The organism is Bifidobacterium reuteri DSM 23975 (assembly GCF_000741695.1).
Taxonomy (GTDB): domain Bacteria; phylum Actinomycetota; class Actinomycetes; order Actinomycetales; family Bifidobacteriaceae; genus Bifidobacterium; species Bifidobacterium reuteri.
In genome coordinates this window covers 205,183-221,235 of the sequence record NZ_JGZK01000006.1, presented here as the reverse complement: position 1 = coordinate 221,235, position 16,053 = coordinate 205,183, and the positions used below count along the sequence as shown (strand labels likewise).

Genomic DNA, 16,053 nt, shown 5'->3' with positions numbered 1-16,053 from the left:
CGTGAACCATATATACGCCTACGCCTGCTCCCTATGCTCCTTTTTATACCGACGGCGTTCGCGCTCGCTCATGCCACCCCAAATGCCGAACCGCTCATCATGCTCGATGGCCCACTTCAGGCACTGCTCGCGCACCTCACATTTGGCACATACGCGCTTGGCATCACGCGTGGAGCCGCCTTTTTCCGGAAAGAATGCCTCAGGATCGGTCTGCGCACACAACGCTTTGTGCTGCCAAGAGACATCGCCATCAGGTCGGAACAGTCCCCACAGATTCTGCATCGGCTCATCGGAGGAATCGTCGATCACACCCCACATGCGATCCTCCCTGCCCCTGATTTTTTCATACGCCTAAATTACACACATGATACTCGCGTTTTGTCAAATTCCATCTCGTGTCAATACCTGTATTCACCCAATGATGTGCTATAAGAACATGTGCCTGCGGCGAGCGAATAGACACCACATCATTCGTCCGCCATCGTCGGATAAACCATGTATGTGCCGTTACTGGGGAGGAACGACATCCCCCCGCCGACACAGGCATGAGCTGTGCCAAAGTGTCAACAGACACGTGACAACATCAGGAGGATTTTGCATGACGCAGGAATCAGGTGAAGCGGGGCAGCACGTCAATCCGCCAAGCTTCGCCCCTCCCGCGGGCCGCCGAACCAGGCCGTCGGGCCAGATTCCCAGCTCCTCCACACCTTCGCAGGCGCCGCTGCCGCAGTATCATCTGCAGCGCCCCATATCCGCCCCGGCATCGTTTGCGCCGTCGGCATCGCGGCGATCCGGAACGGCGGCAGGTTCGGCGGGCCCTGCCGCCGTTCCGCCCAGCTTCTCCCCCGATACCGGAAGACGGCAGTCATCAGGGTCTACCGCCCGGACGGCGGACCCGCGCAGCGGCTCCCCGACGCGCGCGCGTCGCTCCTCCGGCTCATCCCAGAATGCATCCCGACCGGCATCGCCGGCGTTGTCCGCGAACGGCCGTTCCCGGTCTGATTCGCAACAGCGGTTTGCGGCATTCACGCAACCATCTGCGGCATCCGCAGCCGTACGTCCCCCGGCGAAGCGGCATCGTGCCGGACGCATCGCACTCTATGCAATCGCCATCATCCTGTCGGCTCTGGCATTGGCAGTGTTCGGCGCATGGCATTGGGTGGACGGCCGCCTGAACAAAACGGACTATCTGACCAATCATGCCGATACCCCTGCCTCGACATGGCTGATATTGGGTTCCGACGAACGTGATGGATCAAGCGACGTCACCGGATATCGAACCGATACGATTCTGGTGCTCACCAAACCCAAGAGCGGCCCCAGTTCACTGATTTCCATTCCGCGTGACTCCCTGATGCAAGTGGATGACCAGTACATGAAGATCAACGCCGTCTCACAGCTGCTGGGACGCAAAACGCTGGTCGCACAGGTCGAGGACATCACCGGCCAGAAGATCGACCATGTGGCGCAGATCAAGTTCGGCGGACTGCAGCAGGTGGTGGACGCCCTCGGCGGCATTGACCTGTGCTATGACCAGGATGTTCAGGACCCGGATTCAGGGCTCAACTGGCAGGCCGGGTGCCATCATGCCGACGGCGGCGTGGCATTGGCGTTCTCGCGCATGCGATACGCCGACGCCAATGGCGATTTCGGCCGCAACGTGCGTCAGCGTCAGGTGATCGCAGCCATCATCAAGAAAGCCTCCAGCGGGGAGACCCTGTCCAATCCGGCAACAGTGATGGCCGTTGGCGAAGCAGGTCTCAGCGCGTTGACCGTCGACGAACAGGCCTCGCCGTTGAGCCTGTTCAACATGGCTCTCGCTTTCAAGGACTCGACCGGATCGCACGGTATTTCCGGCAGTGTGTATTGGACCGACCCTGATTATTACGTGGATGGCGTCGGATCATCGGTGCTGCTGGACGATGAGAGGAACACCGCCTTGTTCTCGGAGCTGGCTGCCGGCACGCATGCCAGTGGAGTGGTCGGTACGCTTGCCGAAGGCTGAGGCGGTGCGGATTCGGACGTCATCAGCGTCATCCGTCATCGCGCCGTTCCTTGCCACAGACCCTTGCTGGCACGCCCATGCAGCCATTGTGGATAACTCCGCAAGCTAGAACCACATAACCCGTTTCGGCTTGCGGATATGCCCAGACGTCCTTCACGCTGGATGCATGGCACGCACCAGATCACATTACGGCCCATCGGCGCATATGGGCCATACCCGCAACCGGCAGCGACGCCGCACACGCACCGTCCGGCGAATGGTCATGGCGCGGCCTTATATCATGGTCTGCGCCATGGCAGCGCCCCTAGCGGCACAGCTTATGATGGTCGTCGTCATGATGGTCCAAGGGCAATGGATGTATGCGCTCATGATCCTTCCCGGCGCATTCGGGTGTCTGGCATCATTGCTGATTGCCTCGCCTTCATTCCGTCAGCATGCCGGTGCCGCCACGGATTCCCCGCACATGTTCGGATCCGCGACGCACATCCATGCAGAAGGTTCCGACGCATGCACCCCTGCCGAGTCTTCCGCCATACCCGCCATCCCTGCATTCCCCGACATCGACGGCATCGCTCTGGAGCAACTGCTCGATCTCGGGACGACGCCATGGCGGACCATGGTGCATCGCTGGCTCGCATCCGCTCAATGGAATGTGCCGATAGGCATGGCGGCGGGCAACGAACCGTATCGTCTGGATCTGTGCCGGTCCGGACCGCACGCTCTTGTCGCGGGGACCACCGGCTCAGGCAAATCGGTGTTGCTGCAGAGCTGGTGTCTTGCGCTGGCCACCTACAACGGACCGGACCGGCTGAATTTTGTATTCCTTGATTTCAAGGGCGGTTCCGCATTCAGGGATCTCGAGCAGCTGCCGCACAGCGTGGGCAGTGTCTGCGACCTGAATCTGCCCCATGCGGCACGGGCGTTGCGCGCCCTTGAAGCCGAACTGACACGACGGGAACGGCTCACAGCCGAGTATCGCACCTCGCATATCGATGATGTACCGCACCCTCCGCCTCGGCTGATGGTGGTTATCGATGAATTCCACGCCCTGAAGGACCAGTTGCCGGATTACATCAATCGACTGGTGCGCATCGCCTCCCTGGGGCGTTCATTGGGCATGCATCTCATCGCTTGCACACAGAATCCTCTGGGGCAGGTCAACACGGACATGAAAGCGAATATGGCGGTGAACATATGCCTTCGTGTCCGCGATGACATGCAATCATCGGAACTGCTGGGAGACGGCCGCGCCGCACGCATCAGTCCGACGATGCCGGGCGCGGCCTACTGCAATGATTCCGAGCTGGTGACCGCCCTGCGATGCTCGCCTGCGAACAACCTCACACGGATCCGTCGGCAGATCATGCTGACCGCACGGTTCATGGGCATGGACCAGGCACCGGCACTGTTCTCCGCTCCCCTGCCTTCGCACATTTCGCCGAATCGACCTTCCGTGTCCAGATCCGACCAGGAACATGTCTGGTTCGGCATCCAAGATGACGGCATATCGTTGAGCGATGCCTCGTGCCTCTGAACCGCGGCAATATCGGCATCATCGGAGGGCACGGAAGGGGCAAGAGCACCCTGCTCGACGCCCTTGCCGTCCAATGCCAAGCCATTGACGGCATCATGGTACGCATCAGCCGATGCGAACATGGCGTCTGGAGCACACGCACCATACGCCATGCCGGAGTCATCAGTCATGCCCTTGCCGACGTTCCTGCGCCTGAGCCGCCTCGGATGATATGGCTGGTCGACGATGCCGATCCACTGTTCGACCCGTTCCTCACCGAAGAGCAGGCCCTGCGATTCCGGCAGGCATTGGCGGACCCGAACATCACCGTACTGTTCGCGGCGTCATCCATGCGCCACATCCGGATACCTGAGCACTGCTCCATCAGAATCGTGTTCCCCAGCGGCGAAAAGACCAACGATATGATGGCCGGCATCCCGTCCCCGCTGCTCGCGACCATGACCCAACACGATATCGACACGCCCGGCAGAGCGGTGCTCATCACGGGATCCTCGGCACGGCTTGTACAGTGCTCATCACGGGATCCTCGGCACGGCTTGTACAGTGCTCATCGTGAAATAGTCGGTACTTTCTGGGTGAAACCTCTTGAAAAACAATACGGTTCGTGGTTACCTAGTATGAAGTCAAGGAACAACAATCAGCCACGTGGCTTTTAAGGGAGGCAAGCAATGAGCAGCGCTTTTGATTGGCGAGCCAAGGCCGCATGTCGCGATAAGGATCCGGAACTGTTCTTCCCGGTGGGCAACACCGGCGCAGCATATCAGCAGATCGAAGAGGCCAAGGCCGTATGCCGCACCTGCAAGGTGATTGACGCGTGTCTGAAGTGCGCATTGGACACCAATCAGGACTACGGCGTATGGGGCGGCTTGAGCGAGGATGAACGCCGGGCTCTGAAGCGTCGCGCCATGCGCGCCCGCCGTTCGCAGGCCATGCAGATGCAGATCTGATTTTTCGCGCAATGTCAGGAAAACCCTCCCAACCGGGAGGGTTTTCCTGTATCGGAGGTGTCATCGTCTCCTGACACCGTACCGAACGTCATTCATCATTCATCCTGCGCGGCGCGCAGCTTCATATTGAGCACCACGCGCGTGCCGCCTTCACGGCGGGGCTCCCAATGCACGGATCCCCCGAAATCATTGGTCACGAACGTATTGATGATCTGAGTGCCCAAGCCGGAGCCGGAAGACCGTGCCATGCCGCCTTGTTCCTCGGAGCCCAGACCAGTGCCGTCATCCTCGACCACCACATTGAGGTTGGAGCCGGAACGTCCCACCGAAATGATGATGCTGCCTTCCTTGCGCCCCTCGAACCCATGTTCCACGGAGTTCGTGATGAGTTCCGTCAGCACCAGGGAGAGCGGCGTGGCGTCCTGTGCCGGCATCATGCCGAATTTACCCACAAAGTTGACATTGATCACCTGATCCTTCATGGTGGCCAGGTCCACGGCCATATGCAGCAAGTTGGAGATCACCTTGTCGAAGTCCACGATCTCGTCGGCGGTCTGACTCAACCCCTCGTGCACCATAGCAATGGTCTGTACACGGCGCTGCGCCTCTTGAAGCTCCTTCTTCACCTCTTCGGACTTGGTCTTGCGCGCCTGCAACCTCAGCAACGCCGATACCGCCTGCAGATTGTTCTTGACGCGGTGGTGGATCTCGGAGATGGTGGCGTTCTTGGTCTGCAGCTCCTTCTCACGGCGACGCAGCTCGGTGACATCGCGGCACAGGATGATGGCGCCGACCCTGCCATTGTTGTCGTACAGCGGCAACGACCGCATGGACACCGCCGACCTGTTCGCGTTGAGTTCGGAATCGACTGCGGCCTTGCCTGACAGCACCAACGGCAGTGTCTCCGGCACCGGATCGTTCTCTCTGAGCAGCTGGGTGCCCAATTCGCTGAGATACTGGCCAGGCATGGTGCTGAGCAAGCCCAGTCTTCTGAAGCAGCTGATGGCGTTGGGGGAAGCATAGCGCACCACACCGTCGAACGTCAGGATGATGAAGCCGTCGGCGACCCTGGCGATATGGCGCTGACTCATCACCGAATCCTGATAGGGGAACTGTCCGCGTGGAATCATCTCATAGAGCTGTTTGCCGGCGTTGATGCTTTCGGATTCATACCGTCCGTTGGATTCACGCGTGGCCATATTGGTCTCCCGCACCACCAGGCCCAACGTCTTGCCGTTGCGGCGTACCGGCGCATACACGTTGCATACCGTTGCCTTGCCGACGGACCGAAGCACGGTGGAGCGGAACACCACGTTCGACTGCATGGCGGCGTCGAGCTCACCGGTCATATCGTCGGGCATGACGTCACCGACCACATCCTCACCGCGTAATGTCATCACCGTCGAGGGGCGGCATTGCTCGGCGACCACATATTTGCCGTCACCGTTCTGGACCAGCAGCAGCAGGTCCGCGAAACTCAGATCGGCGACCACCTGCCAGTCAGCCACGAGGTGATGCAGCCATTCGCGGTCGTCGTCATCGAAATCCGGTCGTGTCGCAAGAATATGTGAAAAATCAGCCATGCACACCATCATACGCAATGGCCGCGCATCGCGCCCATCCCGTCGTCGCGCATGTTCCGCGGGTTGGTATTGACAATCCAATAACTTACGTTAACGTAGGTTACGGTAACGTAAGGCTTAGATGGTCATCGACTATGATGGGGGCACTATGGCACTGGAACACGATGACACCTCAGACACGCGGCGACTTGACTCCACCATCGAGCACAAGCGCGCCGCAGCCATCAAGGCGCGCGAACAGGCCCTGCAGGCCAAGGCCGACGCCGTACGAGCCAAAGCTCAGTTCAAGGCGGAGTCCATCCGCGCCAAAGCCGAGGAAAAAGCCCGCAGAAAGCTCGCCAAGGCCGAGAACCGCGCCCTGAAAATCGAGGGCATCGCCCCCGCTGAAGTGGAACGCAAAATCAGATTGGACGTGCATGGCCGCCCCAAGCCTGCGATGCGCGGATGGATTCACGCGGTGGCCGCTCCCCTGTCTCTGGCTGCCGGCATCGTGCTCATCTGCCTGGCACAAGGTGCCGGACTCAAATGGGCTTGCGCCGTATTCATGACCGCATCGCTCGTCCTGTTCACCAATTCCGCCTGCTATCATCTGGGAGACTGGACCCCGCGGGTGACCGATGTGCTGCGCCGCATCGACCATGTCAATATCTTCCTGCTCATCGCCGGCACCTATACGCCGGTCTCCTTCGCCCTGCAACCATTCTGGCGTAATTTCATCATCATTTCGATGTGGGCATGTACCTTGGTGGCGCTGATCATCCACGTGATCTGGATCAACGCACCACGATGGCTGTATACGGTGGTGTACATCGTCTTCGGCATCTACGGTCTGGCATTCATGGCCTTGTTCTGGAAATCGCCACATGCGGGCCCTGCAGTGGTGGTCCTGCTGTGCGCAGGCGGCGCCTGCTACATCCTGGGCGCCATCGTGTATGCGCTGCGCAAGCCCGATCCGTGGCCTCGGGTCTTCGGGTTCCATGAGATCTTCCACTGCGGTACCGTGGCGGGGTACGCCTGCCATATGGTGGCAATTTATATGGTGATCGTGTCGCTCTGGAGCTGATCGCGGAGCGACACGTCACCGTTGACGTGTCGCTCCGCATCGTCTCTATAGTGGGAGCCACCCACAACGAGAGCCACCCACAACGGAAGCCTTGACGGGAACCGCCATCGCAAACGCACATAGCATATAGCACATATGGCAAGCCCCTCCATCCCACATGGGAGGAGGGGCTGATGTGCGGTGTTACGTCACCATGTCGCGCAATATGACGTCACACACCGTCTGTCTGTGATGTTACGCGGTGCGGCACAGAAGCGGCTGAAACACGTGCGTCAGGCAAGCGGCTTGGACGCCTTGACCACCACGGACAGCTCACGGCCGTTCGGAGCGGTGTAGGTCACCGTGTCACCGACCTTGGCACCTTCGATGGCCTTGCCGATCGGGGAATCCGGAGTCATGATGTCGTAGTCGGTACCGGAGACGATGTCTCGCGTGCCGAGCACATAGGTCATCTCATTGCCATTGAGCTCGATGGTCACCACGGAACCGTTGCCCACGGTGCCTTCCGGGGCGTTCTCGATGATCTTGGAGTCGCGCAGCTTGACGGTGAGCTCGGTGATGCGCCCCTCGTTCTTGCTCTGCGCCTCGCGCGCAGCCTGATAGCCGCCGTTTTCGGAAAGGTCGCCTTCGGCACGCGCCACGGCGATCTTATGGGCGATCTCCTCGCGCAGCTCGCCTTCACGGTGGGCGAGCTCCTCCTTCATCTTGTCGTATGCTTCCTGCGTCAGCAGGTAGACCTTGTCTTCAGCCATGTTGTCCTCCTGAACTCTAACGAAATACTGGTTGAATTGACGCTTTGAATAGCAAAACGCCGGCTATGACACCGGCGTTCCGTTGCGCTGAAAGGTCAGCGAGTGGAAATGATGTCAATGACAAACACCAGGGTGTCATCACCGCCAATGCCTGCCTGCGGGACGCCACGGGAACCATAGCCGTACTCCGGCGGAATGGAAACCACGAGACGGGAGCCCACGTTATGTCCCGGAACGGTCTGGTCCCAACCCTTGATGACCTGTCCCACGCCAATGCCGAAGCTGGCAGGCTGATGACGGTCGAAGCTGGAATCGAACGGCGTGTCCTTGCCCCACACCACTCCGTGGTAGTTCACGGTGACCGTGTCACCACGACGCACCATCGGGCCATCACCTTCGGTCAGCTCAATGGCCTTGAGCCCCTTCGGCGCCTCAGGCGTCGGGAACTCGATCACAGGCGTGGAGCCGAATTCGGCATTCACCTTGGGCATCTGCTCTGCCATACGTCCTCCTTGTCAGACACAATGCGCACTAGAATAGCACCACCCGGGCATTGGCGGAAGTCTGTTCTCCGGTTGCGATATATGAGTTCCCGTACTTATTTCCGACTCCCCTCTGCCCACATTGACCGGCCGGCTCCCTCACCGAGGGAGCCGGAGAGCGGAAACAGCCATCAGCATTCGACGACGTTGACGGCGAGGCCTCCTTTGGAGGTCTCCTTGTATTTGGCCATCATATCCTCGCCGGTCTGTTTCATGGTCGCAATCGCCTGATCAAGCGTGACGATATGGGAACCATCTCCCAGCATGGCCATGCGCACCGCATTGATGGCGGTATTGGCCGCCATCGCATTGCGTTCGATGCACGGGATCTGCACCAATCCGCCCACCGGATCGCAGGTCAGTCCAAGATTGTGCTCGATGCCGATCTCCGCCGCATTCTCCACCTGCTCGGGGGTCCCGCCCATCACCGCCGCCAAACCTGCCGCAGCCATCGAACACGCGGAACCGACCTCACCTTGGCATCCGACCTCGGCACCCGAGATCGAGGCGTTGCGCTTGAACAGATACCCGATCGCACCGGCTGTCAACAGGAAGGTAATCACTCCCTGCTCATTGGCGTCATCGACGAAATGCCAGTAATAATGCAGTACCGCAGGAATGATGCCTGCCGAACCGTTGGTGGGGGCGGTGACGATACGGCCTCCCCCGGCGTTCTCCTCTGACACTGCCAAGGCGAACAGATCCACCCACGCCGCATCCGATGATTCCAAGACAGCATCCCTGCGCCGCCGATCATTGCGCAACACGTCGGAGTTGGATGCGAGGCGCCGGTACATCTTCGGTGCGCGCCTGGGCACATCGAGGCCTCCCGGCAACGTCGGTTCAGTGCAGCTGCATCCATTGTTGACGCATTCGCGCATCACCCGCCAGATATTGTCGATGATCGAACGCACCTGCACGGCCGAGCGGCTGGCCGTCTCGTTTTTCCAAACCAGTTCGGCGATGCTCATATGGTGTTCGTGGCATAACGCGACCAGCTCGGCACATGATGCGAACGGATAAGGAGTCTCAGGGCCGAAATCGGTGGATGACGACTCATCATCGTCAGCGAAGGAAGTCCCCTCAGGCGGCCGGTCATGGATGCCGATCACAGCGTCATCAGGCGAGCCTTGACGGATGAAACCGCCACCGATGGAATACCACACCTGTTCATCGACCAATGAGCCCGCGGCATCGAACGCCTGGAAACGCATGCCATTGGGATGCGCAGCCATACGCTTCCACTGTTCGAACACCACATCCCGGTCGTACTCGAAATGAATACGCACAACGCCAGCAAGATTCAACGTATCGTCCAGCGCACATGTCTGACGGATATGCAGCATATATCGCGTATCCACCGTGGAGGGAAGATTGCCTTCCAGACCGGCCATCACGGCGCGGTCGGTGCCATGCCCCAAGCCGGTCAACGCCAGGGAGCCGTACAGCGTGGTCTTGACCCGTGCGGTGCGGGCGAGGAGATCGTTGTCTTCGAGGAACGTGGCAAACGCATGGGCTGCAGCCATTGGGCCGACGGTATGCGACGATGAAGGACCCACACCGACGGTGAACATATCAAGTACGCTGAACATGACCGCTCCTTACGCAGACCACTACAGTACTGATTCACCTTACACGCCATGTCTCTGGCTCATCTCCGCCTGCGGCACAGATGTCAGGCGGATCAATGTCGCCGTCTTACTGCGACTGTGTCGGACATTATGCCGCAGCGGCAATCTGACCGAACAGCATCACCGCCACAATGATCCCGAGTACGGCAAGTACTATCTGCACGACGAACAGAACGATGGCCGCTGTTCTTCTCACCGCCAGCTTGGGGGCGTACCACTTGGCAATGAGCATGGCGATGAATCCGAGCACGGCATAGTTGAAGGTCAGAGCGATCATATCGGCATTGGCAAGCACCACGCCGTTGACTGCCTGATCAAGCGAATTCATCGTGGAACCCATCACGAACAGGCCCCAGATGGCATATCCAATCAATCCCACCACGGCGTAGGCCCATGGTTTGAATGGCTCGCGCATATGCGTGGTGAATGCTTCGGCGCACCAGAGCAAGGCGAATCCGACGATATAGGTGAATACAACGGCGATCAGCACGCTCACCGCCATCCAGGGCACCAAGGCCACAATCGGCGCACCCGTCTTGGGATCGGCCGTCATGCCGATATAGAGGCCCGAGCAGGCGATGGCGCCAATGGTCAGCACCGTACCTACGATGACGGCCTGGACGAACATGGTGGGCAGTGCGCCCTGCTCGACGCGATCGACTGCGGTCCAACGTGAAACCATATGGCTGCCTCGTTTCATTCATTCTGCCAACACAACGTCACACAGCCTAACGAGCATTTGTTTCAGGAAAACGCCCTGAACATCATCAGGCGCCATGCGAATAACCTTGCCGACTCCCTCGTCAGGCAGATATACGTCACAACATGACGTACAATGGTACGGTTGGCTTTCAGCCAGCGCCTCCATGGCGAAATCGGTATACGCAGTCGACTTAAAATCGATCGCTTCGGCTTGCGGGTTCGAGTCCCGCTGGAGGCACCTTAGTCCTGTGAATCATCCCGCTGAGAGTATCTCTCAACCGTGTCTTGACAGCTTCTTCGGCTCCCTCAACAGGGGGCTGAAGGAGCTATCCGCCGGAATTCAGCGCTGGGCGAGCAGGCGGCGTCCATAGTCAAGGACTATGCCGTCCAGCAGACCGTGCTCGCTGGCCACGTATGAATCGATCGGCGTACCGTGATCGCGTCGCGCGGCTTCGCTGATGCGCGCTAGTACACGGTTCCACACCACTGCACCGCCGCCGACCACATCGATACGCCCGGGATGGATGGTTTTGTATTCACGACGCTCGGCGCGGCTCATCCTCAGGAACCGGTCGTCCACTGCGTACGCCTCCTCGAGCCCCAGACGGTATCCATCGACCACGGTATGGTCGTATTCCTTCAATCCGATCGCCAAAGCGGTCATCGTGGTCACCGTGCCGGACACGCCGATGATCGTACGTGCCTTGCCTGCATCCACATGCCGGAATGCCTCATCGATGTGCTCGTCGATGTCGGCCACGGCCTGAGCGATCTCCTCTTCAGTGGGTGGGTCCGTGTGCAGATGACGTTCGGTCATGCGCACGGAACCGATATTCATCGAGAACGCGCCCTGCACTTGGGTGGTCGGCTTGGTGTCACCATCACCGCCGATGACCAACTCGGTGGATCCACCGCCCAAATCCACGACCACATAGGGCGCTTCAAGATCGTCACGGTTCACCACGGAGGTTGCGCCCAGGAAACTCAAGTCGGCTTCTTCGGTGCCCGGAATCACTTCGGGCCGTACACCGAGAATGCGCTCGATGCCATCCTCGAATTCCTCACGGTTCTCGGCATCACGCGTGGCGGAAGTGGCCACGAAGCGCAAGCCGTCGATGGGATGCTCGGCGAGCACGTCGGCGAATTCCCTGGCCGCAGCATACGCACGTTCCAAAGCCTCATCGGCGAAACGATGCGTCTTGTCCACATCCTGGCCAAGACGGATGACACGAAGTATTCGCGGTACCACTTCATGCATGCCGTCCGCATCGACACGCGCCACTTTCAGGCGGATGGAATTGGTGCCGCAATCGATGCCCGCGACGGTAACGGATTTCTCACTCATGTCCTTCTCCTTGCCAATCAGCGTCTGCAAATACAGATTCCGCTAGTCTTCCACTGCGCAGCGGCAGACCGTGGGGCTGAACTCGTCTTCTATGCGCGAAAGCACCATATCCCCTATGGGATTGGTACCGGATCCCATCACCAAGGACTGCGCCAGCAATGCGTGCAGGCATTTGACGCGTACAGGCATGCCCCCGGCAGACGTACCCTCGATATGTTCCTCGCTGTCCCCCAGCCGTACCGCCAACTCGTGGCGGAATGCCAGATACAGCTGATGCGCTGTTTCATAGGAAGCCCTGAGCTGCTCATCGGCGGCAAGCATCTCGTTATACTGCTGCATCACACCGGCCGCCTCCACATGGGATGCCGCCTTGACCGCCTCCGGGCTGGTGAGATAGCAGGTTGTGGGGAATGGGATGCCGCCGGGCAGCACCGGGCGCGTGATCACGGCAAGGGGCCGACCGCATACGCAACGTGCGCCCACGGCGACCATGCCTCGCGGGTAGCGCCCGAGCTGACGTTGCACCACAGCGATACTCTCTTCGGTGGCCGGCTGGGACAGTACGTTGTCGACCAAGGTCTTGGCTGTGGATGTGATGTCGATGGTCACTGCTGGGTTCCCTCCCCTGTGGTGTTCTGATCATTGGTGGCGTCGGATGATGAAGACGCAGATGAATTGCCGTCGGTGCCCTGCTCCTGATTCGCATTATCCGAGTCTGACGAGTCGGCGGAGCCTGATGTCTGTCCGGTGGACTGTTCGCTGACCGGTTCATCGGCCTTCTTGAACGAGTACGCAAGCTCGCTGTACCAGGGAAGCACCTTTTTGGAGGTCGTCTTACTGGTGTCGCTTTGGTCCGATGGCGTTTCGTCACCGGTCACCGCTTCCGGATGCAGCACGCGGACGGCCTGTTCATCCGGGAATACAAAGCCGAGACGCTCTCGTGCCTGCGCGGTCACATAGGCCTTGTCATCCCAACGCTTGATATTGTTTTCAAGCTCCTGCTTCTTGGCGACGAGTGAGGCTTCCTCACGCTTCAGACTGTTGAGCTCGGCAAGGTTCAAGGCGTACGTGTGGAAAGTGGACACCAATTGGATGGCGCCAAGGGCAATGATGAACAGGGAGACGAAGAACGCAATAGGTCCCGTTGCATTGCTTTTCTTGGCTTTAGCCTTGTTTTTGCCTTTGGCTTTGCCGTTGTCGGTGGCACGGGACGTCTTGTTCATATTCCAAGAAAATACCCGTCATTCGACTTGGCGAATGCGACGGGTATCGAGCTTCAGCTGAATGTCACGCCTTCACAGGCGTTTCGATTCACTTGGCCAGGTACTTCTTGCAGGCCTTGAAGGCGCTGTAGCCGGCGTACTGAGCGGTGGAGCCGAGCTCCTCCTCGATCTCGAGCAGGCGGTTGTACTTGGCAACGCGCTCGCCACGGGCCGGGGCACCGGTCTTGATCTGACGGGTGTTCTTGGCGACGGCCAGATCGGAGATGGTGGTGTCCGGGGTCTCGCCGGAACGGTGGGAGACCATGGAGGTGAAGCCGTTGGCGGTGGCCAGCTCGATGGCGTCGAGGGTCTCGGTGACGGAACCGATCTGGTTCAGCTTGACCAGCAGGGAGTTGGCGGCACCCATGTCGATGCCCTTCTGCAGGCGCTTCGGGTTGGTGACCAGGAGGTCGTCGCCGACGAACTGCAGACGGTCGCCGAGCTTCGCGGTAATCTTGGCCCAGTCTTCCCAGCCCTCTTCCTGGTACGGATCCTCGATGGAGACGATCGGGTACTCGTCGATGAGCTGCTCGTAGAAGTTGAGCATGTACTCGGCGTCACGCTCGCCACCCTCGAAGTGGTACAGGCCGGTCTCCTTGTTGTAGAACTCGGAGGAGGCCACGTCGAGGCAGATGCCGATCTGCTTGCCGGGCTCGTAGCCGGCGGCGGAGATGGCGTCCACGATGTAGTTCAGGGAGTCCTTGTTGGACTTCAGCTTCGGGGCGAAGCCGCCCTCGTCGCCGAGGCCAGTGTTCAGGCCTTCCTTCTTCAGGACGTTCTTCAGGGTGTGGTAGACCTCGACGCCGGCGCGCAGAGCCTCGTGGAAGGTGTCGAAGCCGTACGGGGAAATCATGTACTCCTGGATGTCGGTGGCGAAGTCAGCGTGGGCGCCACCGTTCATGATGTTCATGTTCGGGACCGGCAGGATGTGGCCGTTGGTGCCGCCGATGTAGCGGTACAGCGGCAGGCCTGCGGACTCGGCGGAGGCGTACAGGGCAGCCAGGGAGACGCCCAGGATGGCGTTGGCGCCCAGACGGCCCTTGTTCGGGGTGCCGTCGAGCTCGATCATCAGGTCATCGAGAGCGCGCTGGTCGGAGGCATCCATACCGATGACCTTCGGAGCAATCTCCTCGTTGACGGCCTTGACGGCGTTCAGAACGCCCTTGCCGCCGTAGACGGACTTGTCGCCATCGCGACGCTCCCAAGCCTCAGCCTCACCGGTGGAAGCACCGGACGGAACCAGGCCGCGGCCCTCAGCGCCGTCTTCGGTGTCGAGGACGACCTCGACGGTCGGGTTGCCACGGGAATCGAGAATCTGGCGCGCGTACACGCTTTCAATTGCTGCCACAACTACTCCTTAAAACGGTTGTGTATCTAATGACAGTCCTAAGACTAGTGCGATTTGTGGACGTTGTGAACGACACGCCCAAAAATGGTGTGAGCGCTCACATTCCTGACGGAACGCTAATGAAACACTGACGGAATCCTTGCACAACTGACGGTGAATCACGGATGACGACAAGGATGCCACTCATCATCATCATCCCTCCCTCATCCGCGGATATCGCCGGGAGACAAGGCTCTACTGGGAGCAGGACGGCTCCACGAAATCAGCGTGCGCAGCGCCGGCATCCTCACAGTGCCCGTAACGTCACAGTTCCGGAGTCTCCTCGTCGAGATAGGCGAGCTCGTCCGCACTCAGCTTCAGCGCCACGGCCTGGAACGAATCCTCGATCTCCTGCGGATTCCTTGCGGAAGGAATGGTGAACAGGCCGTCGTATCGAGACAGCTCCCAGGCAAGCGTGACGCGCTGATATGAGCATTGATGCCGTTGCGCCACTTCGCGGAACCTGTCGAACAGGCACCGGTCGAATGGATCGAGGAATCCGCCAAGCGGCGACCAGCACACGAACGCGAGTCCCAAACGCTTGCAGACCTCCATCGTATGATCGGGGTCGCGATGCACTGGGGAGAATTGGTTCTGCACCGCCACGAGGCTGTCTCCCAGAATGGTCCTGGCCAGTTCGATCTCTTCGACCCCGATGCGGGAGATGCCGACGGTTTTGGCCACCCCCTCGTCCACCAGCTGCTTCAGGGCTTCCATCTGCTCGACATATGGCACTTGAGGATCGTTGCAATGCGAATACAGCAGGTCAAGCGTCTCGACGCCGAGTCTGCGGGCTGATTCCTTGGCGTTGGCGATCATCGTTTCAGGCCGTGCGTCAGCTTGCCAGCCATACTTGCCATCGTTGTCCAACGTGCGCAGCCAGCCGGTTTTGGTGGCCACCAGCACGTCTTCCCGTGGCCCTTTCCACGTGGCGAGCGCATCTCGCACCAGGTATTCGCCATACCCCATGTCCTCCGGTTCCCCAGTGCCTGGCTTGCTGGGAAGGTAGTAGGACCAGGCGGTATCGAGATAGCGCACGCCTGCGTCCAGCCCGGCATGGATCGTCTCGATGGCTTGCTCCCGGCTTTCCGGACGGCCTTCGATGGCGAGCGCCATCGTACCCATGCCGAGACGTGGAATGGTATGGCCTGCAAGAGTGCCGATATTAGTCGGATTCAGGGATTCATCGCTCATAGCCGTCACTTAATCCTTGGGGTTGGACAGAGCAGAGTGCATCGCTCCGCAGGGTTCGGCATGGAGCTCGTCGTATCCCTTGATCGAGGAGTAGCTCCATGCCTTG

The 16,053-nt window shown here is 59.7% G+C and carries 14 protein-coding genes, 1 tRNA gene and 1 pseudogene; 5 read left to right on the top strand and 11 right to left on the bottom strand.

Annotated features, from left to right (window positions below; translation table 11 throughout):
• Window positions 1-18: 18 nt before the first annotated feature.
• Window positions 19-318, bottom strand: a complete 300-nt coding sequence (locus BREU_RS07580; protein WP_044088543.1) for a WhiB family transcriptional regulator — start codon at window positions 316-318, stop codon at window positions 19-21.
• Window positions 319-598: 280 nt separating this feature from the next.
• Between BREU_RS07580 and BREU_RS12090 the strand changes: the two genes are divergently transcribed.
• From BREU_RS12090 to BREU_RS07565, 3 genes and pseudogenes are all read left to right on the top strand, one after another.
• Window positions 599-2,005 carry an LCP family protein gene (locus BREU_RS12090; protein WP_081886609.1) on the top strand — a complete coding sequence of 469 codons (1,407 nt, stop codon included), beginning with the start codon at window positions 599-601 and terminating at the stop codon, window positions 2,003-2,005.
• Window positions 2,006-2,285: 280 nt separating this feature from the next.
• Window positions 2,286-4,057, top strand: a pseudogene (locus BREU_RS07570) (FtsK/SpoIIIE domain-containing protein); the annotation flags it as partial.
• A gap of 150 nt (window positions 4,058-4,207) precedes the next feature.
• Window positions 4,208-4,486 carry a WhiB family transcriptional regulator gene (locus BREU_RS07565; RefSeq protein WP_003835265.1) on the top strand — a complete coding sequence of 93 codons (279 nt, stop codon included), beginning with the start codon at window positions 4,208-4,210 and terminating at the stop codon, window positions 4,484-4,486.
• A gap of 95 nt (window positions 4,487-4,581) precedes the next feature.
• Here BREU_RS07565 and BREU_RS07560 read toward each other — a convergent pair whose 3' ends face one another.
• Complete coding sequence (locus BREU_RS07560; protein WP_044088544.1) at window positions 4,582-6,069, bottom strand: sensor histidine kinase; 1,488 nt, start codon at window positions 6,067-6,069, stop codon at window positions 4,582-4,584.
• Window positions 6,070-6,217: 148 nt separating this feature from the next.
• Between BREU_RS07560 and trhA the strand changes: the two genes are divergently transcribed.
• Window positions 6,218-7,132: a PAQR family membrane homeostasis protein TrhA gene (gene trhA, locus BREU_RS07555; protein WP_044088707.1), complete on the top strand. Its 915-nt coding sequence runs from the start codon at window positions 6,218-6,220 to the stop codon at window positions 7,130-7,132.
• A gap of 272 nt (window positions 7,133-7,404) precedes the next feature.
• On the opposite strand, the gene BREU_RS07550 is transcribed toward trhA, so the two are convergent.
• The 4 genes from BREU_RS07550 to BREU_RS07535 form a co-directional block, all read right to left on the bottom strand.
• Window positions 7,405-7,884 (bottom strand): GreA/GreB family elongation factor, encoded by a 480-nt coding sequence (locus BREU_RS07550; RefSeq protein WP_044088546.1) that lies wholly within the window; start codon window positions 7,882-7,884, stop codon window positions 7,405-7,407.
• Between the two features lie 95 nt (window positions 7,885-7,979).
• Window positions 7,980-8,387 carry an FKBP-type peptidyl-prolyl cis-trans isomerase gene (locus BREU_RS07545; protein WP_044088547.1) on the bottom strand — a complete coding sequence of 136 codons (408 nt, stop codon included), beginning with the start codon at window positions 8,385-8,387 and terminating at the stop codon, window positions 7,980-7,982.
• 170 nt (window positions 8,388-8,557) lie between these two features.
• A complete protein-coding gene (locus BREU_RS07540) occupies window positions 8,558-10,018 on the bottom strand; it encodes an L-serine ammonia-lyase (RefSeq protein WP_044088548.1) in 1,461 nt (486 codons plus the stop codon).
• 127 nt (window positions 10,019-10,145) lie between these two features.
• Complete coding sequence (locus BREU_RS07535; RefSeq protein WP_044088549.1) at window positions 10,146-10,739, bottom strand: hypothetical protein; 594 nt, start codon at window positions 10,737-10,739, stop codon at window positions 10,146-10,148.
• A gap of 178 nt (window positions 10,740-10,917) precedes the next feature.
• On the opposite strand from BREU_RS07535, the gene BREU_RS07530 reads away from it, so the two are divergent.
• Window positions 10,918-10,997, top strand: a tRNA-Leu gene (locus BREU_RS07530).
• 102 nt (window positions 10,998-11,099) lie between these two features.
• On the opposite strand, the gene BREU_RS07525 is transcribed toward BREU_RS07530, so the two are convergent.
• The 5 genes from BREU_RS07525 to BREU_RS07505 all read right to left on the bottom strand — a co-directional run bounded on the left by BREU_RS07525 (window position 11,100) and on the right by BREU_RS07505 (window position 15,947).
• The gene (locus tag BREU_RS07525; protein WP_044088550.1) at window positions 11,100-12,104 is read right to left on the bottom strand and encodes a Ppx/GppA phosphatase family protein; all 1,005 of its coding nucleotides are present in this window, start codon (window positions 12,102-12,104) and stop codon (window positions 11,100-11,102) included.
• 42 nt (window positions 12,105-12,146) lie between these two features.
• Complete coding sequence (locus tag BREU_RS07520) at window positions 12,147-12,713, bottom strand: DUF501 domain-containing protein (protein WP_044088551.1); 567 nt, start codon at window positions 12,711-12,713, stop codon at window positions 12,147-12,149.
• On the bottom strand, window positions 12,710-13,327 hold the full coding sequence (locus BREU_RS07515) for an FtsB family cell division protein (protein WP_044088552.1): 618 nt from the start codon (window positions 13,325-13,327) through the stop codon (window positions 12,710-12,712). Before BREU_RS07515 ends, BREU_RS07520 begins: the two co-directional genes overlap by 4 nt.
• Window positions 13,328-13,415: 88 nt before the next feature.
• Window positions 13,416-14,714, bottom strand: a complete 1,299-nt coding sequence (gene eno / locus BREU_RS07510; RefSeq protein ID WP_044088553.1) for a phosphopyruvate hydratase — start codon at window positions 14,712-14,714, stop codon at window positions 13,416-13,418.
• Window positions 14,715-15,017: 303 nt separating this feature from the next.
• Window positions 15,018-15,947, bottom strand: coding sequence for an aldo/keto reductase (locus BREU_RS07505; RefSeq protein WP_044088555.1), 930 nt, complete (start codon window positions 15,945-15,947; stop codon window positions 15,018-15,020).
• Between the last annotated feature and the right edge of the window lie 106 nt (window positions 15,948-16,053).